23 protein-coding genes are annotated in these 25,827 nt (G+C 71.3%); 11 read left to right on the plus strand and 12 right to left on the minus strand.

Features of this window, described 5'->3' with window-relative positions; translation table 11 throughout:
- Positions 1–125: 125 nt before the first annotated feature.
- The gene (locus J8N05_RS03645) at positions 126–734 is read right to left on the minus strand and encodes a TetR/AcrR family transcriptional regulator (RefSeq protein ID WP_247706131.1); all 609 of its coding nucleotides are present in this window, start codon (positions 732–734) and stop codon (positions 126–128) included.
- Between the two features lie 225 nt (positions 735–959).
- On the opposite strand from J8N05_RS03645, the gene J8N05_RS03650 reads away from it, so the two are divergent.
- The 6 genes from J8N05_RS03650 to J8N05_RS03675 all read left to right on the plus strand — a co-directional run bounded on the left by J8N05_RS03650 (position 960) and on the right by J8N05_RS03675 (position 8,113).
- On the plus strand, positions 960–2,060 hold the full coding sequence (locus J8N05_RS03650; RefSeq protein WP_210881035.1) for a medium chain dehydrogenase/reductase family protein: 1,101 nt from the start codon (positions 960–962) through the stop codon (positions 2,058–2,060).
- A gap of 141 nt (positions 2,061–2,201) precedes the next feature.
- Positions 2,202–2,852: an ABC transporter permease gene (locus J8N05_RS03655; RefSeq protein ID WP_210881036.1), complete on the plus strand. Its 651-nt coding sequence runs from the start codon at positions 2,202–2,204 to the stop codon at positions 2,850–2,852.
- A gap of 130 nt (positions 2,853–2,982) precedes the next feature.
- The gene (locus J8N05_RS03660; RefSeq protein ID WP_210881037.1) at positions 2,983–3,702 is read left to right on the plus strand and encodes an SRPBCC family protein; all 720 of its coding nucleotides are present in this window, start codon (positions 2,983–2,985) and stop codon (positions 3,700–3,702) included.
- 282 nt (positions 3,703–3,984) lie between these two features.
- Positions 3,985–6,222: an acetate--CoA ligase family protein gene (locus J8N05_RS03665; protein WP_210881038.1), complete on the plus strand. Its 2,238-nt coding sequence runs from the start codon at positions 3,985–3,987 to the stop codon at positions 6,220–6,222.
- Between the two features lie 364 nt (positions 6,223–6,586).
- On the plus strand, positions 6,587–7,369 hold the full coding sequence (locus J8N05_RS03670) for an enoyl-CoA hydratase/isomerase family protein (RefSeq protein WP_210881039.1): 783 nt from the start codon (positions 6,587–6,589) through the stop codon (positions 7,367–7,369).
- 84 nt (positions 7,370–7,453) lie between these two features.
- Positions 7,454–8,113, plus strand: coding sequence for a flavin reductase family protein (locus J8N05_RS03675; protein WP_210881040.1), 660 nt, complete (start codon positions 7,454–7,456; stop codon positions 8,111–8,113).
- 28 nt (positions 8,114–8,141) lie between these two features.
- On the opposite strand, the gene J8N05_RS03680 is transcribed toward J8N05_RS03675, so the two are convergent.
- Positions 8,142–9,476, minus strand: a complete 1,335-nt coding sequence (locus J8N05_RS03680; RefSeq protein ID WP_210881041.1) for an MFS transporter — start codon at positions 9,474–9,476, stop codon at positions 8,142–8,144.
- Positions 9,477–9,547: 71 nt separating this feature from the next.
- On the opposite strand from J8N05_RS03680, the gene J8N05_RS03685 reads away from it, so the two are divergent.
- Entirely contained in the window at positions 9,548–10,537 is a 990-nt protein-coding gene (locus tag J8N05_RS03685) for a GlxA family transcriptional regulator (protein ID WP_210881042.1), read from the plus strand.
- Positions 10,538–10,830: 293 nt separating this feature from the next.
- On the opposite strand, the gene J8N05_RS03690 is transcribed toward J8N05_RS03685, so the two are convergent.
- The 3 genes from J8N05_RS03690 to J8N05_RS03700 all read right to left on the minus strand — a co-directional run bounded on the left by J8N05_RS03690 (position 10,831) and on the right by J8N05_RS03700 (position 14,024).
- Positions 10,831–11,880 (minus strand): Zn-dependent alcohol dehydrogenase, encoded by a 1,050-nt coding sequence (locus tag J8N05_RS03690; protein WP_210881043.1) that lies wholly within the window; start codon positions 11,878–11,880, stop codon positions 10,831–10,833.
- A gap of 4 nt (positions 11,881–11,884) precedes the next feature.
- A complete protein-coding gene (locus J8N05_RS03695) occupies positions 11,885–13,027 on the minus strand; it encodes an acyl-CoA dehydrogenase family protein (protein WP_210890002.1) in 1,143 nt (380 codons plus the stop codon).
- Between the two features lie 85 nt (positions 13,028–13,112).
- Positions 13,113–14,024: an SDR family NAD(P)-dependent oxidoreductase gene (locus J8N05_RS03700; RefSeq protein WP_210881044.1), complete on the minus strand. Its 912-nt coding sequence runs from the start codon at positions 14,022–14,024 to the stop codon at positions 13,113–13,115.
- 101 nt (positions 14,025–14,125) lie between these two features.
- Between J8N05_RS03700 and J8N05_RS03705 the strand changes: the two genes are divergently transcribed.
- Positions 14,126–15,052, plus strand: coding sequence for a cyclase family protein (locus J8N05_RS03705; RefSeq protein WP_210881045.1), 927 nt, complete (start codon positions 14,126–14,128; stop codon positions 15,050–15,052).
- Between the two features lie 440 nt (positions 15,053–15,492).
- Here the strand turns inward: J8N05_RS03705 and J8N05_RS03710 are convergent, their stop codons facing one another.
- The 4 genes from J8N05_RS03710 to J8N05_RS03725 all read right to left on the minus strand — a co-directional run bounded on the left by J8N05_RS03710 (position 15,493) and on the right by J8N05_RS03725 (position 19,801).
- Positions 15,493–16,011, minus strand: coding sequence for an ATP-binding protein (locus J8N05_RS03710; RefSeq protein ID WP_210890003.1), 519 nt, complete (start codon positions 16,009–16,011; stop codon positions 15,493–15,495).
- A gap of 515 nt (positions 16,012–16,526) precedes the next feature.
- Positions 16,527–17,444 carry an acyl-CoA dehydrogenase family protein gene (locus J8N05_RS03715; protein ID WP_210881046.1) on the minus strand — a complete coding sequence of 306 codons (918 nt, stop codon included), beginning with the start codon at positions 17,442–17,444 and terminating at the stop codon, positions 16,527–16,529.
- 3 nt (positions 17,445–17,447) lie between these two features.
- Entirely contained in the window at positions 17,448–18,602 is a 1,155-nt protein-coding gene (locus tag J8N05_RS03720) for an acyl-CoA dehydrogenase (RefSeq protein WP_210881047.1), read from the minus strand.
- Positions 18,602–19,801: an amidohydrolase family protein gene (locus J8N05_RS03725; RefSeq protein ID WP_210881048.1), complete on the minus strand. Its 1,200-nt coding sequence runs from the start codon at positions 19,799–19,801 to the stop codon at positions 18,602–18,604. The genes J8N05_RS03720 and J8N05_RS03725 overlap by 1 nt, the downstream gene beginning before the upstream one ends.
- Before the next feature lie 152 nt (positions 19,802–19,953).
- Between J8N05_RS03725 and J8N05_RS03730 the strand changes: the two genes are divergently transcribed.
- A complete protein-coding gene (locus J8N05_RS03730) occupies positions 19,954–21,465 on the plus strand; it encodes a class I adenylate-forming enzyme family protein (RefSeq protein WP_210881049.1) in 1,512 nt (503 codons plus the stop codon).
- On the opposite strand, the gene J8N05_RS03735 is transcribed toward J8N05_RS03730, so the two are convergent.
- On the minus strand, positions 21,444–21,956 hold the full coding sequence (locus tag J8N05_RS03735; protein ID WP_210881050.1) for an EF-hand domain-containing protein: 513 nt from the start codon (positions 21,954–21,956) through the stop codon (positions 21,444–21,446). The two genes, J8N05_RS03730 and J8N05_RS03735, sit on opposite strands and share 22 nt — an antisense overlap.
- Before the next feature lie 162 nt (positions 21,957–22,118).
- On the minus strand, positions 22,119–22,493 hold the full coding sequence (locus tag J8N05_RS03740; protein WP_210881051.1) for an STAS domain-containing protein: 375 nt from the start codon (positions 22,491–22,493) through the stop codon (positions 22,119–22,121).
- A 407-nt stretch (positions 22,494–22,900) separates the two neighbouring features.
- Here J8N05_RS03740 and J8N05_RS03745 point away from each other — a divergent pair, with 407 nt between their 5' ends.
- Both J8N05_RS03745 and J8N05_RS03750 read left to right on the plus strand, forming a co-directional pair.
- A complete protein-coding gene (locus tag J8N05_RS03745) occupies positions 22,901–23,467 on the plus strand; it encodes a sigma-70 family RNA polymerase sigma factor (protein WP_210881052.1) in 567 nt (188 codons plus the stop codon).
- A complete protein-coding gene (locus J8N05_RS03750) occupies positions 23,464–24,717 on the plus strand; it encodes a zf-HC2 domain-containing protein (RefSeq protein WP_210881053.1) in 1,254 nt (417 codons plus the stop codon). Before J8N05_RS03745 ends, J8N05_RS03750 begins: the two co-directional genes overlap by 4 nt.
- A 187-nt stretch (positions 24,718–24,904) precedes the next feature.
- On the opposite strand, the gene purU is transcribed toward J8N05_RS03750, so the two are convergent.
- Positions 24,905–25,756, minus strand: a complete 852-nt coding sequence (purU, locus tag J8N05_RS03755; protein WP_210881054.1) for a formyltetrahydrofolate deformylase — start codon at positions 25,754–25,756, stop codon at positions 24,905–24,907.
- Positions 25,757–25,827 lie beyond the last annotated feature (71 nt).

Here is a 25,827-nt window from a genome sequence, read left to right on the forward strand (position 1 = left end):
GACCCCCGGCGGCCGTTGCCGCCGGGGGTGACGGCCACCATGCGCCCCGGCCGGGCCGCCGGGCACCGACCCCCGACGCCCCAGGCCGCCCCGCGCACCCCCTCCGGGCGCAACGCCCCGCGGCCCTACCCCTCCGTGAAATGCGCGAGCGTGCCGATGAGTCGTTCCGCGATGTTCGGGGGCCAGGGGAACGACGGGGCGACCGCCCGTTGGTGGGCCAGTCCGTGCAGGCCGAGCCAGAGTGCGACCACGTCGGTCGCCACGTCGGCGCTGGCCGAGGAGCCCTCCGCGACGCACTCCTGGAGGGCCTCGCCGAGTCGCCGCATGCTCGCCTCGCCGAGCGCGCCGAGGTCCTCCGCCGTCACGGAACTCGCGTCCGGATCGGGCATCCAGAACCCGCCGAACATCGTGCGATAGCGCCCCGGGTGGGCCTCGGCGAACTCCAGATAGCCCTCGCACAGGGCCGTGAGCCGCGCGCGGGGCGAGTCGTCGGCCGCGTCCACGGCCGCGCGCAACTGCTCGTCCAGCTCGGCGAAGGCGTTGCGCACCACGGCCAGCATGATGGCGGGCTGATCGGCGAAGTGCCGGTAGATCGAGGGGGCGGCGATACCGACCTTGCGGGCCACGGAGCGCAGGGTGATGGCGCTCTCGTCGCCGGTCTCGTCGAGCAGGGCGACCGCCGCCGTCACGATCTCCTGGCGCAGCCGGTCCCCCTCCCCCCGGCGGTTGCGCACGCGGACGGGCGTCGCCGCGCTGTCGCCCGCGTCGTCTCCCGTACCTGCTCCCGTACCTGTTCCCGTGCCTGTTCCCGCACCTGTTCCCGCACCTGTTCCCATAGCTGCTCCCATACCCGTCACCTTACAGCGCGAAGCTTATGAGCGTTTCCTCTTGCCATCCGTGAGCTAACAGTCATAGCCTTACGACCGTAAGCACACGGCAGCAACTTCAAGGGGTACGCCATGACCAACACCGCCGCCCACGCATCCGCCACCTCCACCACTCCCGTCGTCTCCGCGACCGAGGTCGTCCTGCCCGGTCTGGTCGAGCCGGACGGCCTGGAACTCCGGAGCCGCGAGCTCCCGGCGCCGGCCAAGGGCCAGGTCGTCCTGCGGATGGACGCGACGGGCGTGTCGTTCGCCGAGCAGCAGATGCGGCGCGGCAAGTACTACGACCAGCCGTCGTTCCCCTTCGTGCCCGGCTACGACGTGGTCGGCACGGTGACGGCGGCCGGCCCGGACGTGGACACCGCGCTCGTCGGCCGCCGGTTCGCCGCGGTCACCAAGATCGGCGCCTGGGCCAGCCACCTCCTGGTCGACGCCGTGGACCTGATGCCCGTACCGGACGAGGTGGACGCGGCCGACGCGGAGACCGTCGTCGTCAACGGCATCACGGCCTGGCAGATGCTGCACCGCATCGCCAAGGTCCGTACCGGCGGCACGATCGTGGTCCTGGGCGCCAACGGCGGCGTCGGCTCCACGCTCGTCCAACTGGCCCGTCACGCCGGGATCACCGTCATCGGCACGGCGTCCGCCCGCCACCACGCGACCGTACGGGAACTGGGCGCGACTCCGGTCGACTACCGCGACCCCGACATGTACGCCCGGATCCGCGAACTCGCCCCGGCCGGCGTGGACGCGGTGTTCGACCACGTCGGCGGCGCCGGGGGGGAGCAGTCGTGGCAGCTGCTGCGCAAGGGCGGCACGCTGGTCTCGTACGGCACCGCCGCCACGAAGGACGACGAGGGCAACTCCCAGGTACCGGTACTGAAGCTGTTCGCGCGCCTCGCCGCGTGGAACTCCCTGCCCAACGGCAGGAGCGCGCACTTCTACAACTTCTGGGCCGGCAAGCGCCGTTGCCGGGCCTCCTGGCAGCAGCGGATGACCGAGGACCTGACCCAGGTGCTGCGCCTGGTCGCCGACGACGTCCTCACCCCGCAGATCGCCGCGCGGATCCCGCTGTCGGACACCGCCGCGGCCCTGACGCTCGCCGAGTCCCGCACGGTCGCCGGAAAGATCGTCATCGTCCCCGCTGCCGCCCCCGCCCCCGCCCCGGAGGCGTGACGCGTCGAGCACCGCGGTTACGCCACTCGCACGCGCCGTCGGCACTCCAACACCCCCACTCCACCCCGCCCCACTCCTCAGTCCGCAGCTCGCACCCGCACTCGCACTCGCGCCCTCGCCCGCAGCCCGGAGGTATCCGCCATGTCCGTCACCACCACCGCCGCCACCGCCACGGCCGTCCCCCTCACCGGCCACCCGGACGCGGCGTTCGCGCCGACCGCGGCGCGTGTCCCGGGCGACGTCGACAACCGTGCGACCTACGTGAGCTTCGGGCTGGCCTACCTGTTGGGCCACGGTTCCGCCGCGGTCTCCGAGGGCGCGACCCCGCTGCTCGACCTGCCCGGCTGGCTGCCCATGACCCTCCTCGGCGCCGGGCTGGCCGTCGGCACCGTCCAGGCCACGGTCGCCGCCCTACGTGCCCAGCGTGCCGCCGCCGGGCCGGACGACGTCCTCTCCGGCAAGCTCCTCGGCGCCGCCTGGGTCACCGCCTTCGCCGCGCTCTTCCTCGCGATCACCGGTCTGACGGCCACCCTCGACATTCCCGACGTGCAGTCCCTGCTCTGGCCCACCGGTTCCGGCTTCGTCGTCGGCCTGCTCTACATCGCCGAAGGCGCCCAGCGCCGCAACCTGCTCCACTACGGCCTCGGCACCTGGCTCGCCCTGACCTCCACCGCGGCCCTCCTCCTCGGCACCCCCGGCCTCTACTGGGTCCTCACGCTCGCCGGCGGCGGCGCCTACGCCCTGGCGGCGGTCCTCGAAGGCCGCCGCCTCGCCGCTCCCGCAGCCCCGTAACCCGGTAACCCCGCGAACCCCGTAGAACGCACCCACCGAAGCCCTCCCCTGCCACCCCAGCCCCACCACCACCATCGCCATCTCCATCGCCACCATCGCCATCACCACCACCCACAGCGAGAGGAACACCATGCCCAGCAACAGCTCCTCCTCCCTCCCCGTCCAGCCCTCCCGCCGTCAGCGCCGGCCGCGGACGCGCATACGCACCGCCACCACGCTCACGGCCGCACTCGCCGCGATCGGCGTCCTCGCGAGCACCGCTCCCGCCCAGGCCGCCTCAGCCTGGACCGCCGCCCCCACCCGAACGGGACCCCCGCACCAGACGGACGGGCTGAAGTGCCAGGGCAAGGGCACGAACCCCGACGCCCTCATCCGCTACCGCACCGACATCGTGATCAAGGCCCCGCTGAGCACCGTCTTCAAGCTGCAGACCGACGTCGAGCGCTGGCCGTCGTGGCAGGCGCCGGTCCTCTCCGCGAAGCGGCTCGACCACGGCCCGCTCCGCGCGGGCTCGCAGTTCCGGTGGACGACCCCGGCGCCCGCCACGCCCACCACCCCCGAGACCACCCTGAACATCACCTCCACCGTCCGCGGCCTCGACCGGAACTCCTGCATCCGGTGGACGGGCCCCGCGGTCGGCGAGGGGCTGACCATCGACGAGGGCGTCCACGTCTGGAACTTCACCGAGGTCAAGGGCGGGGTGCGCGTACAGACCGAGGAGACGTGGACGGGTGCCCAGGTCGAGGCGGACGTCCCCCTGGCGACCTCGATGCTCGGCGCGGGACTCGAACAGTGGCTCCGCGAGCTGAAGACCACCGCGGAATCCCGCACCGGCGGACCGTGCGCCTGACGGACGGCCACCCGCCCACCCGGAGGCCCGTTCCCCGGCCACCGGAAGGCCCGTTCCCCGCCCGCCCGGCGGGGAATTCGCCACGCGCCGGAACCCGCACCTTCGGCACCCACACCTGTGGCCGCCACTGTGGCAGCCACTATGGCCGCCACAAGTTCTTTGCTTCCCGACCCATTCCTGACGCAGCGTCAGTTCAGTAATCTGGCCTTATCTGACACTGCGTCAGTTGTTGGCAGTCATGTTGGCAGTCGTATTGGCAGTCATACAGGAGCGGGCGGACCGATGCTTGGATCAACCCACGGCACCCTCACCACCGACTCCCGCCGGGCCCGGGTCATCGCCTGCGGCGAGCAACCGGCCCCTGCCGTGCACGGCAGGCCGGCCGCCACCGACGACCTCGACGTCAGCGGCAGGCCGCTGTACGCCGGCGTACCCGATCTGGACCGCTTCTTCCGCCCCGAGTCGGTGGCCGTCGTCGGCGCCTCGGACGCCGAAGGGCGACCGAACACCGGCATCACCCGCCAACTGCTCGCCTGGGCCGAGCGGGTGGGCGCGCGCCTGCATCCGGTGCACCCCACCCGGGAGACCGTGTTCGGTCTGCCCTGCGTCCCATCGGTCGCGGAACTGCCCGAACAGGTCGATCTGGCCGTGCTGCTGGTCTCCGACCCGCTGCCCGTGATCGAGCAACTCGCCGAGACCAAGGTGCGGTTCGCGGTCGCCTTCGCGTCCGGATTCGCCGAGACGGGAACCGTGGGCGCCGCCGCCCAGGACCGGCTCGCCGACGCCGTACGGCGCTCCGGAATCCGCTCCGGCCTGCGGCTGCTCGGCCCGAACACCAACCTCAACGCCTTCGAGAAGTTCCGCGACGACCTCGACGGCCCGGCGATCGCGCTGATCACCCAGTCCGGCCACCAGGGCCGCCCCGTCTTCACCCTCCAGGAACTGGGCATCCGCGTCTCCCACTGGGCCCCCACCGGCAACGAGGCCGACCTGGAGAGCGCCGACTTCATCTCCTACTTCTCCGAGCAGCCCGAGGTGGGCGCCATCGCCTGCTACGTCGAGGGCCTCAAGGACGGCCGCTCCTTCCTCCTCGCCGCCGACCGGGCCGCCCGGCGCGGGGTCCCCGTCGTCGCGGTCAAGGTCGGCCGCACGGAGACGGGCGCGCGTACGGCGGCCTCCCACACCGGCAAACTGACGGGCGCGGACGCGGTGGTGGACGCCGCGATGCGCCAGTACGGGGTCGTACGCGTCGACGGCCTCGACGAACTCCAGGACACGGCGGCCCTGTTGGCCCGCGCCAGGCCACCGTCCGCCGACGGAGTGGCCGTCTACTCCATCTCAGGCGGTACGGGCGCCCACTTCTCGGACCTGGCGACGGAGGCGGGCCTGCGCCTGCCGCCCCTCTCCCCCGCCAAGCAGGCCGAACTCCACCAGTGGATACCCGAGTACCTGGACGTCACGAACCCCATCGACAACGGCGGTCACCCGGTCGGCGACTGGCGGGGCCGCAAGATCATCGACGCGATCCTCGCCGATCCGGCCGTCGGGGTGCTGATCTGTCCGATCACGGGCCCCTTCCCGCCCATGAGCGACAAGCTCGCGCGGGACCTGGTGGACGCGGCGGAGCAGACGGACAAACTGGTGTGCGTGGTGTGGGGTTCACCGGTCGGCACGGAGTCCGCGTACCGCGAAACGCTCCTCGGTTCCTCCCGGGTCGCGACCTTCCGCACGTTCGCGAACTGCATCACGGCGGTACGCGCCCACCTGGACCACGCCCGCTTCACCGCCTCCTACCGCTCCCCCTTCGACGAGGCCCCGCGCACCCCGTCCCCCTCCTGCCGCAAGGCCCAGGCGCTGATGCGGCCGGGCAGCAGGCTGAGCGAACACGCGGCGAAACAACTGCTGCGGGCGTACGGGATCCGGGTGCCGCGCGAGCAGTTGGTGACCAGCGCGGCGGCCTCCGTACGGGCGGCCGGTCTGGTCGGGTACCCGGTCGTCATGAAGGCGTCCGGTGCGCGGCTCGCCCACAAGACGGAACTGGGCCTGGTGAAGATCGGCCTCACCTCCGCCAGCCAAGTACGGGACTCGTACCGCGAGTTGACCGACATCGCCCGGTACGAGGACGTGTCGCTCGACGGGGTTCTGGTGTGCCAGATGGTGGAGCAGGGGGTCGAGATGGTCGTCGGCGTGACGCACGACGACCTCTTCGGTCCGACGGTGACGGTCGGGCTGGGCGGCGTACTCGTGGAGGTCCTCCAGGACACCGCGGTACGGGTGCCGCCGTTCGGCGAGGACCAGGCACGGTCGATGCTCGACGAGTTGCGGGGGCGGGCGCTGCTGGACGGCGTCCGCGGGCGGCCTCCGGCGGACCTCGACGCGCTGGTGGAGGTCGTCCTCCGCGTCCAGCGGATGGCCCTGGAACTGGACACGGACCTGTCCGAACTGGACATCAACCCCCTGATGGTCCTCCCCCGAGGCCAGGGAGCGGTGGCCCTGGACGCCCTGGCCATCTGCCGCTGACCCACTGCGTGGGGCTGGGGGAACGGGGTTGGGGGGACGAAGAGGATGCGTCTTCAACCGCGGGCCGGTGGGGGCTGGCCGCGCAGTTCCCCGCGCCCCTAAAGGGCGCCCCTCCGGGAGCGCAAGGAACGGCGCGCCCAGCCACAACCACCCCACACCCACAAACCCACCCCAGCCCCCACCGCCTAAGGGGCGCGGGGAACTGCGCGGCCAACCCCCACCGAACCCGCACCCAACACCCCAAGGCCAGGCCCCACCCCCTCAGGGGCGCGGGGAACTGCGCGACCAGCCCCCACCGGACCCGCACCCACCCACAACCCATCACACCCACTCCCTCTGTCTCCCCTCCCCCCTCGGAGCCCCCATGATCATCCACACCCTCGACGACACCCACGTCTCCTGGATCACCCTCAACCGACCCGAGGTCATGAACGCCATCACCCCCGAGCAACGGGAAGAGCTCATCCACCTCATGGAGACCGCGTCCGCAGACGCGAACACCCGCGCGGTCGTCCTCACAGCCACCGGCCGAGGTTTCTGCACAGGCGCAGACCTCCGCGGAGGCCCACCCCCCGAGGACCGCCTCCCAGGAGACGTATCCCGCGTCATAAAGAACGGCGCCCAACGCCTCATCACCGCAATCCTGGACTGCGAAAAACCGGTGATCGCCGCAGTGAACGGCACCGCGGCCGGCCTCGGCGCCCACCTCGCGTACGCCTGCGACCTCATCCTCGCCGCGGAATCGGCAAGATTCATCGAGGTGTTCGTCCGCCGCGGCCTCGTCCCCGACGGCGGCGGCGCCTACCTCCTCCCCCGCCTGATCGGCCCGCACCGCGCGAAGGAGCTGATGTTCTTCGGCGACGCCCTCACCGCCGCGGACGCCCACCGCCTCGGCCTGGTCAACCGGGTCGTCCCGGACGGCGAGTTGGAGAAGACGGCCCGCGCCTGGGCCGAACGCCTCGCCACCGGCCCCACCCGCTCCCTCGCCCTCACCAAGCAACTGGTGAACGCCTCCCTGGACTCCGACCGCGCCACCGCGTTCACCGCCGAAGCCACCGCGCAGGAGATCAACATGACGACGTCGGACGCCACGGAGGGCGTGACGGCGTTCGTGGAGCGCCGCACCCCGGACTTCACAGGCCGCTGAACACCGCCGAACGCCACCGAAGACCACCGAAGGCCACCGCACCCCTTCCAATCTGACGCCCCGTCACCTTCAATGGACGGTGTGATGGGACACGCAGGAATGGCCGCGGCAGCCGTCCGCTATCTGAGGTCGGCCGGGGAGCCGAGGACCGCGGGACCGGTCGACCCGCTCCCGCGCCCGGACCTGCGCGCGGTCGGCGACGACGAACGCGCACCGATCGACCCGGCGGAATTCCGCCGCGTACTCGGAAACTTCGCCACGGGCGTCACCGTCATCACAGCTCCGGCCCCGGCCACCACCCCGGACTCCGCCCCCGGCACCCCATCCGGCACACCCTCCGGCTTCGCCTGCCAGTCCTTCGCCGCGCTGTCCCTCGACCCGCCCCTGATCGCGTTCATGGTCGCGCGTACGTCCACGACCTGGCCGCGTATCGCCCGCGCGGGCGTCTTCTGCGTGAACGTCCTCGGCGCGCACCAGGGCGACCTGTGCCGCCGCTTCGCGGTGAGCGGCTCGGACAAGTTCGCGGGTGTCGACCACGAACCGTCGCCGGTCTCCGGTTCGCCCCGCCTGGCCGGCGCCACCGCGTGGATCGACTGCGCCGTCCACGCGGTCCACACGGGCGGCGACCACCTGATCGTGGTGGGCCGGGTGAACGCCCTGGGCACCCCCGACCCCGACCCCGACGGCAACGGCGGCGCCCCCCTGCTCTTCCACCGCGGCCGCTTCGGCGACTTCACGGCCTGACGCCCCCCGAACGCCGTCCGGCCCCGCCCTAGGCCCTGGCGAGAGCGGTCGCCCCCGGCACCACCCTGCGCCGGATCACCAGCGCCATCAGCGCCGCCACCGCGCACAGCGCCCCGGAGGCGTACCACATCACGTCGTACGAGCCGAAGGCGTCGCGGGCCACCCCGCCCAGGAAGGCGACCAGCGCAGCCCCGACCTGGTGGGAGGCGAGGACCCAGCCGAAGACGATGGCGCTGTCGTCGCCGAACCGGTCGCGGCACAGGGCGATGGTGGGCGGCACGGTGGCGACCCAGTCGAGCCCGTAGAAGACGATGAAGAAGACCATCGGCGGGTGCACCGAGGGGCCGAGCAGCAGCGGGAGGAAGAGGAGCGAGACGCCGCGCAGGGCGTAGTAGACGGCCAGCAGCCGGCGCGGGTCGAAACGGTCCGTGAACCAGCCGGAGGCGATCGTGCCGACGACGTCGAAGACCCCGATGACCGCGAGCAGCGAGGCCGCCGCCGTGATGGGCATGCCGTGGTCGTGGGCGGCGGGCACGAAGTGGGTCTGGATCAGACCGTTCGTCGAGGCGCCGCAGATCGCGAAGGTCCCCGCGAGCAGCCAGAAGGGCCCGGTGCGCGCTGCGGAGAAGAGGACCTGCACCGCCCGGCGCGCGGCCCCCGGCACGGGCGGCGGCTTCTCGACGAACTCCGTCGCCCCGTACGGCTTGAGGCCCACGTCCGCCGGATGGTCGCGGAGCAGCAGCCAGACGAACGGTACGACCGCGAGCGCCGCGAGGGCCACGGTCACGGCGGCCGGGCGCCAGCTGTGCTCCGAGACGATCCACGACAGTACGGGCAGGAAGATCAGCTGCCCGGAGGCGGAGGCCGCGGTGAGGATGCCGGTGACGAGGCCGCGCCGCTCGGTGAACCAGCGGTTGGTGACCGTGGCGGCGAAGGCGAGGGCCATCGAGCCGGAACCCAGGCCCACGAGCAGCCCCCAGCACAGCAGCAGCTGCCAGGCCGCGGTCATCCACACGGTGGCGCCGGAGCCGACCGCGATCACGACGAGCGCGAGCGCGACGACCCGCCGGATGCCGAACCGGTCCATGAGCGCCGCGGCGAACGGCGCCGTCAGCCCGTACAGCGCGAGGTTGACGGAGACCGCGAGGCCGATCGTGCCGCGCGACCAGTCGAACTCGTCGTGCAGCGGGTCGATCAGCAGCCCCGGCAGGGAACGGAAGGCCGCCGCGCCGATGATCGTCACGAAGGTGACGGCGGCGACGAACCACGCCCGGTGCACCCGGGTGCGGCGCCGCGCGCCTCCGCCGGTTCCGGGGTCCTGCGCGGGTACCGCCTCGCTCGCGGCGTCGGTTGTCTGGGTCACGTCACCGAGCTTCCGTCCTCGGCCTGCCCCGAACGAGTGGCCCGAAGGACAGCATTCGCTAGGATCGGGCCATGGGTACGCACACGCCGGACGCCCCGCCCCCTCGGCACCGTGTCGTCGTCCTCGCCCTGGACGGCCTCCTCCCCTTCGAGCTGGGCATCCCGCAGCGCATCTTCGGGCGCGCCAAGGACACCCGGGGCCGCAGTCTGTACGAGATCGTCACCTGCTCCGTCCGGCCGCCGGGCCCGGTCGAGACGGACGCCGACTTCTCCGTACTGGTCGAGAACGGCCCGGAGGCCCTGGCCACCGCCGACACCGTGGTCGTCCCGGCCTCGTACGAGCTGGGCCCGGTCCACGACGAGGGTGTGCTCACCGAGGAGCTGGCCGCGGCCCTCGCCCTGATCCGGCCGGGCACCCGGCTCGTCTCGATCTGCACGGGCGGGTACGTCCTGGCCGCCGCCGGGCTGCTCGACGGGCGCCCGGCGACCACGCACTGGGCGTCCGCCGAACACTTCCAGCGCCTCTTCCCGAAGGTGCGGGTCGACGCGGACGTGCTGTTCATCGACGACGGGGACGTGCTGACCTCCGCCGGGGTCGCGGCGGGCATCGACCTGTGCATCCACATCGTGCGCCGCGACCACGGGACCGCCGTCGCGAACGAGGTGGCCCGCCGCACGGTGGTGCCTCCGCACCGGGACGGTGGGCAGGCGCAGTACATCGAACGGCCGGTGCCCGAGCCGCAGTTGGCGACGACTGTCGGGGCGCGGGCGTGGGCGCTGAGCCGGTTGCACGAGCCGATCCAGTTGCGGGACATGGCGGCGCAGGAGGCGATGTCGGTGCGGACGTTCACGCGGCGGTTCCGGGAGGAGGCGGGGCTCAGTCCCGGTCAGTGGCTCACGCAGCAGCGGGTCGAGCGGGCTCGCCATCTGCTGGAGTCCACGGACCTGTCGATGGACCAGGTCGCGGCGGACTCCGGCTTCGGCACGGCCCAGTCGATGCGCCAGCATCTCCAGTCGGCCCTAGGGGTCACCCCCACGTCCTACCGCCGAACATTCCGCTGAACAACTCGTCTCCGCCCCCGCCGCCCCTACCCGTTCCCGTCCACGCATGGGGGCTCCGCCCCCTATCCCCCGCTGCGCAGTTCCCCGCGCCCCCAACCACCTAGGGGCGCGGGGAACTGCGCGGCCAACCCCCACCGGCCCCGCACCCACAAACCCACGCGAGTCCCACCCCCTAAGGGGCGCGGGGAACGGCGCAGTCTTTTGCCTTTAGGGGCGCGGGGAACTGCGCAATCCTTAGGGCCCGCCCCCACCGGACCCGCACCCGCAAGCGGCAAGCGGCAAGCCGCACGTTCCTAGAACGTCAAAACAGCCCGGGCCGCAAGCCCACCCCGCGCATCCGCGACCGCCTTCTCGAACTCGTCCACCCCATACGTCTCCGTCACCAGCTCATCCAGCAACAACCGCCCCTCCCGATACATCTCCGCATACAGCGCAACATCCCGCTGCGGCCGCGAGGACCCGTACCGGCACCCGAGGATCGACTTGTCCAGGTACATCGACGAGACGAGGAACGACGCCTCGGCGCCGGCGGGCGGCACGCCCAGCAGTACCGCCTGCCCCCGCCGGTCGAGCAGATCGACGGCCTGCCGTACGAGCTCGACCCGCCCCACGCACTCGAAGACGTGATCCGCCCCCGTCGGCAGAACGTCCCGCGCCCCCTCCACGGACGTGAAGAAGTGCCCGGCCCCGAACCGCCGCGCCACCCCCTCCTTCGCCGGATTCGAGTCCACCGCGACCACGGTCAGCGCCCCGGCGATCCGCGCGCCCTGGATCACGTTGAGCCCGATCCCGCCCGTCCCGATGACGACGACGCTGTCCCCGTGCTCCACGCGCGCCCGGTTCAGCACGGCCCCGACCCCGGTCAGCACCCCGCATCCGATCAGTGCGGCCGAGGCCATCGGGATGTCCTTCGGGATGCGTACCGCCTGCACGGCCTTCACCAACGTCCGTTCGGCGAAAGCGGAGTTGGACGCGAACTGGTACAGCGGCCGCCCCTCCCGCAGGAACGGCCGCTGCGGCATCCCGATGGCCTTGCGGCACATGGTGGGCCGCCCCCGGTCGCACTCGGCGCACGCACCGCAGTTCGCGAGCGTGGACAGGCAGACGTGGTCGCCGGGCTGCACGTGGGTGACGCCCGCGCCCACCTCCGCCACGACTCCCGCGCCCTCGTGTCCGAGCACCACGGGTACGGGGAAGGGGATGGTCCCGTCCAGCACGGAGAGGTCGCTGTGGCACAGCCCCGCCGCCGAGACCGCGACCAGTACCTCGCCGGGCCCCGGATCCCGTATCTCCAGATCGTCCACCGTCCGGGCCTGCTCACCGTCGAAGATCACGCCCTTCATGGCCTCAGCCCTTCGCTTCCCTGGGAAGGCCGAGCACACGCTCGGCGATGATCGTGCGCTGGATCTCGTCCGAGCCGCCGTAGATCGTGTCGGCCCGGCTGAAGAGGAACAGGTGCTGAAGCGCGTCCAGTTCGTAGGGCGAGCCGGCCGACCAGTCCCCGGGACCGACCGCCGCCCCGGCCCCCCGTACCCGCATCGCCAGCTCGCCGAGCCGCTGATGCCACCGGCCCCACATCAGCTTGGCCACGCTGGGAGCACCCTGGTCCGCCGAACTCCCCAGCGTCCGCAGGGCGTTCCACCGCATGGTGCGCAGCTCGGCCCACTGGCGTACGAGCAGATCGCGCACGACCGGGTCGTCGGCCGCCCCCGAGGCGACGGCCGCCTCGATCACCTGCCCCAACTCCTGGGCGAAGCCGACCTGCTGGGCCAGCGTGGAGACTCCGCGTTCGAAGCCGAGCAGGCTCATCGCGACCTGCCAGCCGTTGCCCTCGCCGCCGACGAGATGCTCCGCGCGGGCGTGCGCCCCGTCGAAGAAGACCTCGTTGAACTCGCTGGTCCCGGTCATCTGCCGGATCGGCCGTACGTCGATACGTCCGGGCTGGTCCATGGGGACGAGCAGAAAGCTCAGCCCGCGATGCCGCCGCGACCCCGCCTCCGTACGCGCCAGCACGAAGCACCAGTCCGCCTCGTGCGCCAGCGAGGTCCAGATCTTCTGCCCGCTGATCCGGTACCCGTCCGCCTCCCGCACGGCCTCCGTACGGATCCCGGCGAGGTCGGACCCGGCCCCGGGCTCGCTGTACCCCTGGCACCACAGCTCGTCACCGGAGGCGATGGGCGGCAGGAAACGGTTCTTCTGCTCCTCACTGCCATGCGCGATGAGCGTGGGAGCCAGCAGCTTCTCCCCGATGTGCCCACTGCGGGCCGGCGCCCGGACCCGCGCGTACTCCTCGGCCCACACCACCTGCCGTTCCAGCCCGACCGCACGATTCCCATACCCCTCCACCCCCCACCCGATCCCGATCCACCCCCCACCCCCAAGAACCCGCTCCCACTCCCTGCGGTCCCCGACACCCCCCACATGCTCCGCAAGCCACCCCCGCACCTCAGCACGAAAGGCTTCATCCTCCGACGTACGCCCGAATTCCAAGATGTCCTCCCACCGCCCAGCTTTCAGGGGCGCGGGGAACTGCGCGACCAGCCACAACGCACCCGCACTCACCCACGACCGCCTCCTACGCCCCCGCCCCCTTCGCGGCCCGAGCAGCCCGCTCCATCTCCTGCACCCGCTCCAGCAACGGCATGGGATCCACCCCCACCGCCCCCGGCAGAAAGTCCGCGATCCGCTCAGGCGTCCACCCCCCTTCCGCATACCCGGCACGGAGTTCCCGCGGCTGCGCCCACACCGCGATCTTCGGCCCCGCGACGGTGTACACCTGCCCGGTGATCCCCTCCTCCCGGGCCCGCCCGGACAGCAGGTACACCACGAGCGCGGCCACATCCTCCGGCTCACCGATCTCCGCCAGCTCCATCGGCACGTTCGCGGACATCCGCGTACGCGCGACCGGCGCGACCGCGTTCGCCGTCACCCCGTACTTGTGGAGCCCGAGCGCCGCGCTGCGGACGAGCGAGATGATCCCGCCCTTCGCCGCGCTGTAGTTGGCCTGCGAGACGGACCCCTGGTGGTTGCCGCTGGTGAACCCGATCAGCGTCCCGGCACCCTGCTTGCGCATGACGGCGGACGCCGCACGGAACACGGTGAACGTGCCCTTCAGATGCGTGGCGATCACCGGGTCCCACTCGTCCTCGGACATGTTGAAGAGCATCCGTTCGCGCAGGATCCCGGCCACGCAGACGACCCCGTCGAGCCGCCCGTACGCCTCCAGGGCCGTGTCGACGATCCGCTGCCCGCCCGCCATGGTGGAGATGTCGTCGGCCACCGCGACCGCTTCCCCGCCGGCCGCCCCGATCTCCTTGACGACGGCGTCGGCGACCGAGCTGCTCGGCTCCGAGCCCTCGATCGAGACGCCGTAGTCGTTGACGACGACCCGTGCGCCCTCGGCCGCGGCGGCCAGTGCCACCGCGCGTCCGATGCCCCGGCCCGCCCCGGTCACGGCGACGACCCTGCCTTCCAGGAAGTTCCCCACGCCCTGGCCCCTTCCCGCGGTTTCTGACGGTCCGTTAGATTTGCTACGGCTCAGATTCTACGACCCGTCAGATACCTGGAGACAAGCCCCGGGGAGTACTCATGTCACTGCCGGCCGAGTTCCACGAGATCGCCAAGCGCGTGAACAACTGGGGGCGTTGGGGCGCCGACGACGAGATCGGCACCCTGAACCTGATCACCGACGAGGTCGTGCGCGAGGCCGCCGCGAACGTCCGGACCGGCCGTCGCGTACCGCTGGCGCTCCCGCTGCGCCAGGACGGCGTGCAGACGGGGATGATCCCGGGCCGGGTCGATCCGCTGCACACGATGGTGCAGATCAACCAGGAGCTGTTCGGCCCGGGCACGATCGCGTGCAGCGACGACGCCGTGACGATGGGCCTCCAGGCGGCCACCCACTGGGACGCGCTCAGCCATGTCTCGCACTCGGGCAGGCTCTACAACGGCCGCCCCGCCGGCACGATCACGGCGCACGGGGGCGCCGAGTTCAACGGCATCGACAAGCCCCGGCACATCGTCTCGCGCGGCGTCCTGCTGGACGTGGCCCGCGCGCGCGGCGTGGAGCGCCTGGACGGCGGGCACGCGGTGACCCCGGAGGACCTCGAAGCGGCCGAGGAGCTGAGCGGCACGAAGGTCGGCCCGGGCGACATCGTGCTCGTACGCACCGGTCAGATCCAGCTCCTCCTCGCGGGCGACAAGCACGGGTACGCCTTCCCCTCCCCCGGCCTGTCCGTGCGCACCCCGGAGTGGTTCCACGCCCGCGATGTCGCGGCGGTCGCGAACGACACCCTCACCTTTGAGATATTTCCTCCGGAAATAGAGGACTTGTGGCTGCCCGTCCATGGGCTCCATCTGGTCGAGATGGGCATGCTCCAGGGCCAGAACTGGAATCTCGAAGAGTTGTCCACAGCCTGTGGAGAAGTCGGCGGCTCCACGTTCCTGCTGTCGGCGATGCCCGAACCGTTCACCGGAGCCACGGGAACCCCCGTCGCACCGGTCGCGATCCTCTGAAAGCCCGGACCACCGGGGCCGGCTGGCGGCGCGTCTCCCCCAGTACGACCACGCCCGGGCGAGCGAGGCCCCCACCCCACCCCGGGCGCGGCACCGCGCGCCGCCATCCGGCTCTCCGGCGCGCCTGCCCCCGACCCCTCGGGAGCCGACGCCGAATCGCGATCCGCGCTCGCCGAGGGCTCCCGTCACCGAAGACCTCGACGTCCCCTCACGGCGAACCGCTGACCACAAGCGTGATGAAACGGACACGAGCCGTCAACGCCTGTTCGGCGATTCATGCCATTGGCGCGCTTTGTGACGCCCGCGGGCGGAAGCACGGCCCGGCGCACTCGGCATCACCGGACACCAGGGCCCCGGACTCCGTGCCACCCGTGCGCCAGCGGGCGCACCCGTGCCCGAGCGCCCGCTCCCGCGTGACGGGCCCGGCGGGGAGCCGGTGCCTACACGGCCTCGTACGCCAGGCCCCCGTACACCACGGGAGATGCCGCCGAGGGCCCCACCGGCACCGCGTCGCATCCCGTGACGAGGGGGGTCGCCGACGAACATCGGTCCACCTCGCACCAGATGCGCTTCCCGGCGCCCTCGGAACTCCAGCCCCACCGGTCGGCGAGACCGTCGACGAGTGCGAGGCCGCGGCCGTTGGTGTCGTCGCCGTCCGCGCAGCGCGGGCGCGGGGCCCGGGTGCTGGCGTCGACGACCTCCAGGCGGACGGTCGCGACGGCGTCCCCGACGGCCCGCTCACCGGCTGTCGGCCCGCTCGCCGCGTCCGGCACGAACAGCCGCAGGACCGCGGGGCGGCCGGTGTGCACCACGGCGTTGGTGACCAGCTCCGAGACGAGCAGGATCAGCGTCTCGGCCAGGGGCTCATCGGCCTCTATCCCGGAACCCGCGAGCCGCGAACGGGCCCACCTCCGGGCTCGCCCCACCTCCGCGGGGTCGGGCCGGATCTCCAGCTGCACTTGAAGCACCTGCACCGCTCACACCATCCGAACCGGCGGACACATCGCCTCGCGCCTCGCAAGGGCCACGATCGTGGTCAGAAAAGGGCTCACGGAACGTGATTCCCTCAGGAGACAGCATGGTTGACGTACAGTCACCCCAACAAGCGCTTCGGGCATATTCCAGCGCGAAGGAGTACGCGTGCGGCATACTGTGCGACGCTCGCCACGGGGAGTCGAACAGGCAGGAACGGTCCTGCTTCCTGCCCCGCGAGCGGCACGCATCGCCGGATCCGGGGCTGCCCCGGGGGCAACACCGTGATGGCCCGGCCTCAGAACCACTCGCATCCCACACAAGGTACCGGAGCGGGCCGCCGACTCCAGGCCGTGACGAGTCACGCGTAGGACACAACCCGGTATCAACGCTCGGTAATTCCGGTATGCCACGTTCCGTGACTTCCGTCCTTTCGGGCGCCTGCCGCTCCTCGCCGCAGTGCCACGATCGGCGGCATTGAGCGCCGCCCGGCCCGCGCGGCTCACGTCCCGGGCCGCGCCGCCGACGCCAGCAGATCCTCCGCGAGCGCCTCCTCGGCCGCCGCGGCGCCCGGCCCGCGGCGGGCCCGCGACCAGGCCCGTTTGAGGTGGAGGTGGACATCGGACTCCCAGGTGAATCCCATCCCGCCGTGCACCTGGAGGCAGTCGCGGGCCCCGCGCTCGGCGGCCTCGTCGGCCAGCAGCCGGGCCGCCGCGATGTCGAGCGGGTCGGCGGTGACGGCCGCCGCGTACACCGCCGCACGGGTCACTTCCACCCGCACCAGCATCTCCGAGCACAGGTGTTTCACCGCCTGGAAGGCCCCGATCGGCTGCCCGAACTGCTCACGGGTCCGGGCGTGTTGCACGGCCAGCGCGCACGTCCACGCGGCCGAGCCGAGCTGCTCGGCGGCGGTCAGCAAGGTGGCGACCGGGTCGGCCGGCGCGGCGCGGGGCACCCGGTGCAGGGGCGTCAGCGGATCGACGGACCGCAGGGCGACGGCTCCGCCCGCATCTCCCCGTACGACGTCCGCCTCGTCCAGCCATTCGACGAGGTCGCCGTCGACGGCGGTGACGACACACGCGCCGGTGGCGGCGCCGGGCACCTCACCGGCCGCGAGGTGGGTGGCCACGAGCGGTCCGGGCAGCAGCGCCCGGCCGGCCTCCTCGAAGGCGAGCACCGCCTCGGGCAGCCCGAGCCCGACCCCGCCCCGCTCCTCCGGCAGCCGCAGCGCGAAGAACCCGGCCTCGCCCAACTCGCGCCAGAGCGCCCGGTCGAGCCCACCGCCCGCTCGCGGCCCCCCGGAGCCCTCTCCTCCCGGGCCCGCGGCGGCCCGCAGCCGCTCCCGCCCGAACCGCCGTACCAGCAGCTCGCGCACCCCGGCCCGTAACGCCCGTTGATCGTCGCTGAGTTGGAAATCCACCGGTCACCGTCCCTTCGGGAGGCCCAGAATCCGCTCGGCCACGATGTTCCGCTGGATCTGCGAGGTCCCGGCCGCGATGGTGTACGAGAGCGACGACAGCCGGTCGACCGTCCACTCCCTGCCCAGGTCGAGCGCTTCGGGACCCAGTACCTCGGCCGCCGCGTCGTACAGCTCCTGCCGTGCCTGCGAGTAGCGCAGTTTGAAGACCGAGCCGCCGACGCCCGGCACTCCGCCACCGCGCTCGGACTCGCTGACGTTCCACTGCGTCAGCCGCCACAGTGCCCGGAACTCGGCGTTGAGACGGCCGAGTCTGCGCCGCAGCGGCACGTCGTCCCACCGGCCGTTCTTGCGGGCCTCCCGCGCCAGCTCCCCGAGCACGCGCCGGCAGGCAACCACCTCGCCCACGAAGGCGGTGCCGCGCTCGAAGGACAGCGTCACCATGGTCACGCGCCAGCCGTCGTTCTCCTCGCCGACCCGGTTGGCGACGGGCACCCGCACCTCGTCGAGGAAGACCTCCGCGAACTCGGCCGACCCGGCGAGCGTACGGAGCGGCCGTACGGTGATCCCCGGCGTGTCCATCGGCATCGCCAGCCAGGTGATCCCCCGGTGCTTCGGCGCCTCTGTGTCGGTCCGCACCAACAGCTCGCACCAGTCGGCGACTTCGGCGTGCGAGGTCCAGATCTTGGAACCGCTGACCACGTAGTCGTCGCCGTCCCGCCACGCGCGCGTGCGCAGCGACGCGAGGTCGGACCCGGCGTCCGGCTCGCTGAACCCCTGGCACCACACCTCCTCGCCCCGCAGCACGGGCGGCAGCCACCGCGCCCGCTGCCGAGCGCTTCCCTCGGCGGCGATGGTCGGCCCGGCATGCAGCAGCCCGACGAAGTTGGCCCCTACGTAGGGAGCACCCGCCTTCTCGGTCTCCTCCAGGAAAATCAGATGCCGGGTCGGTGTGGCGCCACGGCCTCCCGCGTCGACCGGCCAGTGCAACCCCGCGTACCCGGCGTCGTACAACAGCCGCTGCCACCCGAGGTCGTACGCACGCCGCCCCGGCCAGTCGTCGGCCGAGGGCTTGGGAGGCAGCCCGGGAAGTACCTCACCCAGCCACTCCCGCAACCGCGCCCGGAACTCCTCGTCCTCGGCCGAGTAGGAGAGGTCCATTACCTGTCGCGGTCCAGGTCGAGGCCCAGCATGCGGATGGCGTTGCCGCGCATCAGCTTGTAGACGGTCTCGTCGTCGAGGCCCTTCACATGGTCGAGGGCGACCTCCTTGGTGTGCGGGAAGGTCGAGTCGACGTGCGGATAGTCGGTCTCGAACGTGGCGTTGTCGCGTCCCACCACGTCCAGCGAGGCGACCCCGTGCTTGTCGCGGAAGAAGCAGCAGAAGATCTGCCGGTAATAATAAGTAGAAGGCGGCTCGGGAATCAGATCCCGCACCCCGCCCCAGGCCCGATGTTCCTCCCACACGTCATCGGCCCGCTCCAGCGCGTACGGAATCCACCCCATCTGCCCCTCGCTGTACGCGAGTTTGAGCCGAGGAAACTTCACGAGGACGCCGCTGAACAGGAAATCCATCATCGAGGCCATGGCGTTGTTGAAGCTCAGGGACGCCTGCACGGCGGGAGGGGCATCGGGCGACGCGGCGGGCATCTGACTGCTGCTGCCGATATGCATGTTGACGACCGTGCCGGTCTCCTGGCAGACGGCGAAGAACGGATCCCAGTACCCGGAGTGAATGGACGGCAGCCCCAAATACGTCGGTATCTCCGAGAAGGTCACAGCTCGCACCCCCCTCCCCGCGTTGCGCCGGATCTCGGCGACGGCGAGGTCGATGTCCCAGAGCGGGATGATGCACAGCGGAATCAGCCGCCCCCCGCTGTCCCCGCACCACTCCTCGACCATGAAGTCGTTGTAGGCGCGCACGCAGGCCAGCGCGACCTCCTTGTCGTGCGCCTCTGCGAAGGTCTGCCCGCAGAACCGCGGGAAGGTGGGGAAGCACAGGCTCCCCTCCACATGGTTGGCGTCCATGTCCTTGAGCCGCTCGACCGGATCCCAGCACCCGGGCCGCATCTCCTCACGGGTGATGCCCTCAAGCGTCATCTCGTCCCTGTCGAACCCGACGGCGGCGATGTTGCGCTTGTACGGGAACTTCAGGTCCTCGTAGATCCACCAGTCGGTCGGCGGCCCGTCCGGGTCCATCGTGATCCGGTACTTGCCCGCCACGTAGGCCAGTTCACCGATACCCGCCGTCAGGGGCTTGGGCCCCCGGTCCCGGTATTTCCTCGGCAGCCAGGTCTCGAAGAGGTGGGCGGGCTCGATCACATGGTCGTCGACGCTGATGATCCGAGGCAGTTCGGTCATGAGTCCAGCCCTCTCCGGCGGCAAATCTGATGACCCGTCAGAAGGCAGGCTAGCCCCGCACCCCTGGACCGACAAGGCGCAGACGCCTACGCTCTCCACGCGACCTGACTACCCGTCAGTTACCTTGGCCATCAGCGGTGAGGAGCACGGGCATGCCCACGGACACCGCGCACACACTCGACACCTCCCGCACCTTCTGGGAACTCGTCGAACGCCGCGCAGCGCTCACCCCCGACCGCCCGGTCCTCCTCCAGGACGACCGCACCCTGACCTTCGAGGAGCTGCGCGCCGGTGCCGAACGGACGGCGGCGGGCCTGCACGACATGGGCGTACGCCCCGGAACGGTGGTGGCCTGGCAGCTGCCCACCCGCATCGAGACCGTCGTCCTCGCGATGGCCCTGACACGGCTCGGCGCGATCCAGTCCCCGATCATCCCCTTCTACCGCGACCGCGAGGTGTCCTTCGCCGTCCACACCTCGCAGGCGGAGTTCTTCGCGGTCCCCGGCACCTGGCGCGACTTCGACCACACGGCCATGGCCGAACGCATCGACGCCCGCGGCACCTTCGAGGCGTACGACACCCTCCCCACCGGCGACCCGGCGTCACTCCCCGCCCCGCCCACCACCGGGACGGACGTGCGCTGGATCTACTGGACGTCGGGCACGACCTCGGACCCCAAGGGCGTCCTGCACACGGACCGTTCACTCATCGCCGGCGGCAGCTGCCTCGCCCACGCCCTGCACCTGTCGGAGGCCGACACGGGCTCGATCGCGTTCCCCTTCGCCCACATAGGCGGCCCCGACTACCTGGTCATGCTGCTGCTGTACGGGTTCCCGGCGGTCCTCTTCGAGAAGTTCGCGCTGCCGGACGCGCTGGAGGGCTACCGCAAGCACGGGGTGACGGTGGCGGGCGGTTCGACGGCGTTCTACTCCATGTTCCTGGCGGAACAACGCAAGCAGCCAAACGTCAAACTCATCCCGACCCTGCGCCTCCTGGCCGGCGGAGGGGCGCCCAAACCCCCCGAGGTCCACCACGCGGTCGTACGCGAGATGGGCGTGAAACTCACCCACGGCTACGGCATGACAGAGGTCCCGATGATCACCATGGGCTCCCCGGACGACACGGAGGAGAACCTGGCGACGACGGAGGGCAGACCCCCACGGGGCATGGAGATCCGCATCACAGAGGGGGAAGTGCGCCTGCGAGGCGAAGCGGTGTGCGCGGGCTACCTGAACCCGGACCAGACGACGGAGGCCTTCGACGAGGACGGCTTCCTGATCACGGGGGACCTCGGCCACCTCACGCCCACCGGCCACCTGGTCCTGACGGGCCGCCTGAAGGACGTGATCATCCGCAAGGGCGAGAACATCAGTGCCAAGGAGCTGGAGGACCTACTGCACAACCATCCGGCCATAGCCGACGCGGCAGTGATAGGCCTCCCCGACGCGGAGCGAGGAGAAAGAGTCTGCGCGGTGATCGAGCAGACCACCGGAACCTCGCCCCTCACCCTCCCCGAGGTGACGGCCCATCTGCGCGCGGAAGGACTGTCCCCCCACAAACTGCCGGAGCAGCTGGAGGTGGTGGACGCCCTTCCGCGCAACGAGACACTGCGCAAAGTGCTGAAGTATCAACTACGGGAGCGCTACTCGGGCACCGTGAAGTAGCGGGCGAAGGCACTCACGATGTCGGGCTCGGTCACCACGCCGTCGGCGTCCGAGTCGAGAGCACCGGCTGCGGTGGCAGCGACATCCCCGGGCACGCCCAGGGCCTTGAGGATCCGCGTGGTCTCGTCGAGGGTCACGGAGCCGTCCCCGTCGCCGTCCGCGACGGCGAGCGCCGCGTCCAGGAAGGGGCGGGCGATCTCGGCGAAGCGGTCGGGGTTGTCGCGCAGCCGCTTCACGGCCCCGTTCACGAACTCCTCGCGGGTGATCCGCTGGTCGCCGTCCCGGTCCGCTATGCCGGCCATGCCCTGCCAGAAGGCCTCCGCGCCGATGTACAGGGCCTGGCCCTTGTCGCAGCGGGCCGTCGTGCCGAACTCGGCGAGCAGCGCCTTCGTCGCCGCGTTGAAGTCCTCGCGGTCGATATAGCCGTTGCCGTCCTGGTCGAAGCCGGCGAACCGGGCGGCGATCTTCCGCTCGTACTCGGTACTGACCATGTCTTTCGGGCCGCCTTACCTCACGTGGGTGCGTCTGGCAGGAGCGTACGACGACCAGCCCCCTCGGGGAGCCGGAAAACGACGCTTGCGCCAAGACCGGGGGAAATCCGCGACAACACCGTCACGAACACACCCGACGATCTTCCCCCCTCGTGACGGGAATCACGCGGAAAGCGAACTCGCCTCGTCGTCCACGGCGGCGTCGACATCGGCGTAGGCGTCGAAGAGCCTGCGCACACCGAGGGCACCCAGCACCCGGTTCACGTGGGACCCATCCTCCGCTCCCTGCGCGGGGAGGATCACCCGCAGACGCCCCTGACAGGAGCGGATCAGCCGCCGCGAGGCGATGAGCACACTCACGCCGCTGGAGTCGCAGAACAGCACCCCGGACAGATCCAGCACGACATCCCGCCGCCCGTCGGCCACGGCCTCGTGCACCCGCTGCCGCAGTACGGGCGAGGTCACCAGATCCATCTCACCCGAAACCCGCACGACGGCCCAGCCGCGCTGCTCGCCTTCGGTCACCCTGAGCGTCACGCGTCTGTCCCTCGCTCGACGATGTCGGACCCGGACGGCCCGGTTACGGCCGGACCCGGAAACGGAAGCCACAACTACGCTTCCCTGCTGCGTGGCTGCCCCACCCCCCGCACCCCGAAACACGGAATATCGAATCGAAACGCACCCCACACGACCGCTTCCATTCAAGCGGCAGCAGACCCGACCACCCCCAACCAGAACAATTCCCCCACGACCCCACCCAAAGTAACAACAGCCACACACACCGCGACAATCCCCCTACCACCCCGCCCCCTCCCCGGGGCGCGCATTGCCACAAAGGGGCGTGCGTCACCACGGGTGCCGACTACATTCGTGAGGAGACCGGAGAGGAGAATCCGGTGGACACGGGCACAGGCGCACGGCACGAACAGGGGCGAGGGGGCCGCATGGCCAGGAGGGACACGCCACCCCGCTGGGACCGCAAGATGCAACAGCGGCTCGCACGAGGGGAGGCGGCAGCGCTCGGCGAACTCTATGACCGCTTCGCTTCACTCGTGCACGGTCTCGCCCATCGCGTCCTGGGCGACGAGCACGCGGCCGACGGCATCACCCGCGAGGTCTTCGCCCACGTCTGGGAGAACCCCGAGTCGTACGACCCCAAGCAGGGCCCCCTGCGCTCCTGGGTCGCCACCCTCACGCACCGACTCGCCGTGCAGCGCCTGCGCACCACGGAGACCGCCGCGCTCGCCCAGGACGGCACGGACGACACCGACGAACTGGAACGCAAGGTCCGCCGCGCCTCCGTGGCGGCCCGCGCCGACTACATCGTCACGTCCATGCCGACCCCGCTGCGCACCGCCCTGGAACTCGCCTACTTCCAGCGCCGCGACTACCAGCAGACCGCGGCGGACCTGGGCGTCACCGCGGACGAGGCCCGCCGCCGCCTGCGCCTGGGCCTCCAACTCCTCTCCACGGCCCACGACACGTCCCCCGACCAAGGGGGCACAAGGTGAGCAACACAAACCCTTTCGACGAGTACGACGACAACCCGGCCCCCCACAACCCTCCACGCATCCCCGTCCCACGCACCTCACTGGAGGACACGGACCTCCCCCTGCCCACCCTCACGCCCATCCCCACCCCCGCCCCTCCCCTCCTCCTCGAACACCGGGTGCTGAAGGCGCTGCTCGGCGCCTGGGCGCTGGCGGCCTGCTCGCCCGAGGAGACGGCGGCGGTGGAGGAGCATCTAGGCGACTGCGGTGCCTGCGCGGACGAGGCCCTGCGCCTGCGTGAAGCGGTGGGCCTCCTGCACCCGCCGGAGACCCTCGACCTGGACCCGGCCCTGCGCACCCGGGTCCTGCAGGCCTGCCTGACCCGCCGCCCGCCCCGGATCCCGGTCCCCTCCTGGGCCACCCCGTACGACGCGGAGACCGCCCGCCTGGACGCCCTGCTCCAGGACATCGGCGACGCCGAGTGGCACGCCCCGGTGCGACTGCGCTGGTTCGACGGCAAGGAACCCACCAGCCGACGCACCACCGTCGCCGGAGTGATCGCCCACCTCCTGACCGTGGACGGCCTGGTCGCCGTCACACTGGGCCTGGAAGACCCCCTGGAAACCCGGACGGACACCCCCACCCCCGCGGCCCGCACCGAGGCCTTCTGGGGCGCCACCAGTTACCCGCCCACGCGTTCCGTACGCGGCCCCTGGCGCGAGCAGTCCCACAACCTCGTCCGCACGGTCGCCTTCGCGGGCGGAGGCTCCGGCCGCCTCCCCGTCCCGTACGGCGACTTCGAACTCCCGCTCCGGGACTCCATGCTGGACCGGGCCTTCGAGACCTGGGTCCACGCGGGGGACATCGCCGACGCGGTCGACTACCCCTACGAGCCGCCCTCGCCCCGCCATCTGCACGCGATGATCGACCTGGGCGCCCGCATGCTCCCCTCGGCCCTGGCCGCCCGCCGCCAGGCAGGCCTCGCGGCCCCCGGCGAAACCCCCCACCTGGTCCCCGCCGGCACCCCGGGCCGCAGCCTCCGCCTGGAGATCGAGGGCCTGGGCGGCGGCGAGTGGCTCATCCCGCTCGACTCCCCCGGCGCCCTGGCCTCCGCGGACCGCGAGGTGGCCCACGTGGCCCTGGACGGCGTGGAGTTCTGCCAACTGGCAGCGGGCCACGTCTCCCCCGAGGAAGCGGCGGCAGGCCAATCGGGCGACCGAGAGGCAATCAGAGACGTCCTCTTCGCAGCAGCATCACTGAGCCGCATGTAGAAGACAGGCCCCCCTGGACGCGCACCCGCAAGAGACCGGAGGGGGCCGGGGCGACGTGTCCGCCCGCAGCGGCCGGCGCGTCCGCCAACGGTGCCCTCTCCAGCCAAGTCAATCGCGCCGGACCGAGGACGGACACGTCGCCCCGGCCCCCGCCCCACTCCCCCGGCAGGCGTCCGACCACGAACCGTCAGTCAAAAACAACGGTCCGGCGCCCGTTCAACAGGATCCGCCGCTCCGCATGCCACTTCACGGCCCGGGCCAGCGCCTGGCACTCCACGTCCCGCCCCACAGCCACCAGCTGCTCCGGCGTGACCTGGTGCCCCACCCGCTCGACCTCCTGCTCGATGATCGGCCCCTCATCAAGATCGGCCGTCACATAGTGCGCGGTGGCACCGATCAGCTTCACACCCCGCACATGCGCCTGGTGATAAGGCTTCGCACCCTTGAAGCTAGGCAGAAAAGAGTGATGAATATTAATAATTTTCCCACTCAACTGCTTGCACAGATCATCCGAGAGCACCTGCATGTACCGAGCCAACACGACCAGCTCGACCCCCTGCTCCCGCACCAACTCCAGCACCTGCGCCTCAGCCTGCGGCTTATTTTCCTTGGTGACCGGAATATGCCGAAACGGCACATGGTACGAGTCCACCAGCTCGGCGAACTCCGTGTGATTGGACACCACAGCCGCGATCTCGACGGGCAGCGCGCCGATCCGCGCGCGGAACAGCAGATCGTTCAGGCAGTGCCCGAACTTGCTGACCATCAGCACGACCCGCATCTTCTCGTCGGCCCGGTGGATCTGCCAGTCCATCTGGAAGGAGTCACCGATCGCCGCGAAGCTCGCGCGCAGCTTGTCCACGGTCACGGGGGGCTCCGCCGAGAAGTGGACGCGCATGAAGAACAGTCCCGTGTCGTGGTCACCGAACTGCTGGCTGTCCTCGATGTTGCAGCCGGTCATGAAGAGGTAGCTCGACACGGCGTGCACGATGCCCTGCTTGTCGGGGCAGGAGAGCGTCAGGACGTACTGGTCGTTCATTTCGCCAGGGTCCCACAAAGGTGCGGCCCCCCAGGCACCAGCCCGGTGTTCGTCTGCGGGCCCGGTGGGGG

The organism is Streptomyces liliiviolaceus (assembly GCF_018070025.1).
GTDB classification, from domain to species: domain Bacteria; phylum Actinomycetota; class Actinomycetes; order Streptomycetales; family Streptomycetaceae; genus Streptomyces; species Streptomyces liliiviolaceus.

Coding starts and splice junctions, on each gene's coding strand:
- J8N05_RS03720 (WP_210881047.1), bottom strand. CDS start 18,602: ATGGACCTCTCCTACTCGGCCGAGGACGAGGAGTTCCGGGCGCGGTTG.
- J8N05_RS03665 (WP_210881038.1), top strand. CDS start 3,985: ATGCTTGGATCAACCCACGGCACCCTCACCACCGACTCCCGCCGGGCC.
- J8N05_RS03745 (WP_210881052.1), top strand. CDS start 22,901: ATGGCCAGGAGGGACACGCCACCCCGCTGGGACCGCAAGATGCAACAG.
- J8N05_RS03730 (WP_210881049.1), top strand. CDS start 19,954: ATGCCCACGGACACCGCGCACACACTCGACACCTCCCGCACCTTCTGG.
- J8N05_RS03685 (WP_210881042.1), top strand. CDS start 9,548: ATGGGTACGCACACGCCGGACGCCCCGCCCCCTCGGCACCGTGTCGTC.
- J8N05_RS03650 (WP_210881035.1), top strand. CDS start 960: ATGACCAACACCGCCGCCCACGCATCCGCCACCTCCACCACTCCCGTC.
- J8N05_RS03690 (WP_210881043.1), bottom strand. CDS start 11,880: ATGAAGGGCGTGATCTTCGACGGTGAGCAGGCCCGGACGGTGGACGAT.
- J8N05_RS03655 (WP_210881036.1), top strand. CDS start 2,202: ATGTCCGTCACCACCACCGCCGCCACCGCCACGGCCGTCCCCCTCACC.
- purU (WP_210881054.1), bottom strand. CDS start 25,756: ATGAACGACCAGTACGTCCTGACGCTCTCCTGCCCCGACAAGCAGGGC.
- J8N05_RS03675 (WP_210881040.1), top strand. CDS start 7,454: ATGGGACACGCAGGAATGGCCGCGGCAGCCGTCCGCTATCTGAGGTCG.
- J8N05_RS03660 (WP_210881037.1), top strand. CDS start 2,983: ATGCCCAGCAACAGCTCCTCCTCCCTCCCCGTCCAGCCCTCCCGCCGT.
- J8N05_RS03670 (WP_210881039.1), top strand. CDS start 6,587: ATGATCATCCACACCCTCGACGACACCCACGTCTCCTGGATCACCCTC.
- J8N05_RS03725 (WP_210881048.1), bottom strand. CDS start 19,801: ATGACCGAACTGCCTCGGATCATCAGCGTCGACGACCATGTGATCGAG.
- J8N05_RS03705 (WP_210881045.1), top strand. CDS start 14,126: ATGTCACTGCCGGCCGAGTTCCACGAGATCGCCAAGCGCGTGAACAAC.
- J8N05_RS03735 (WP_210881050.1), bottom strand. CDS start 21,956: ATGGTCAGTACCGAGTACGAGCGGAAGATCGCCGCCCGGTTCGCCGGC.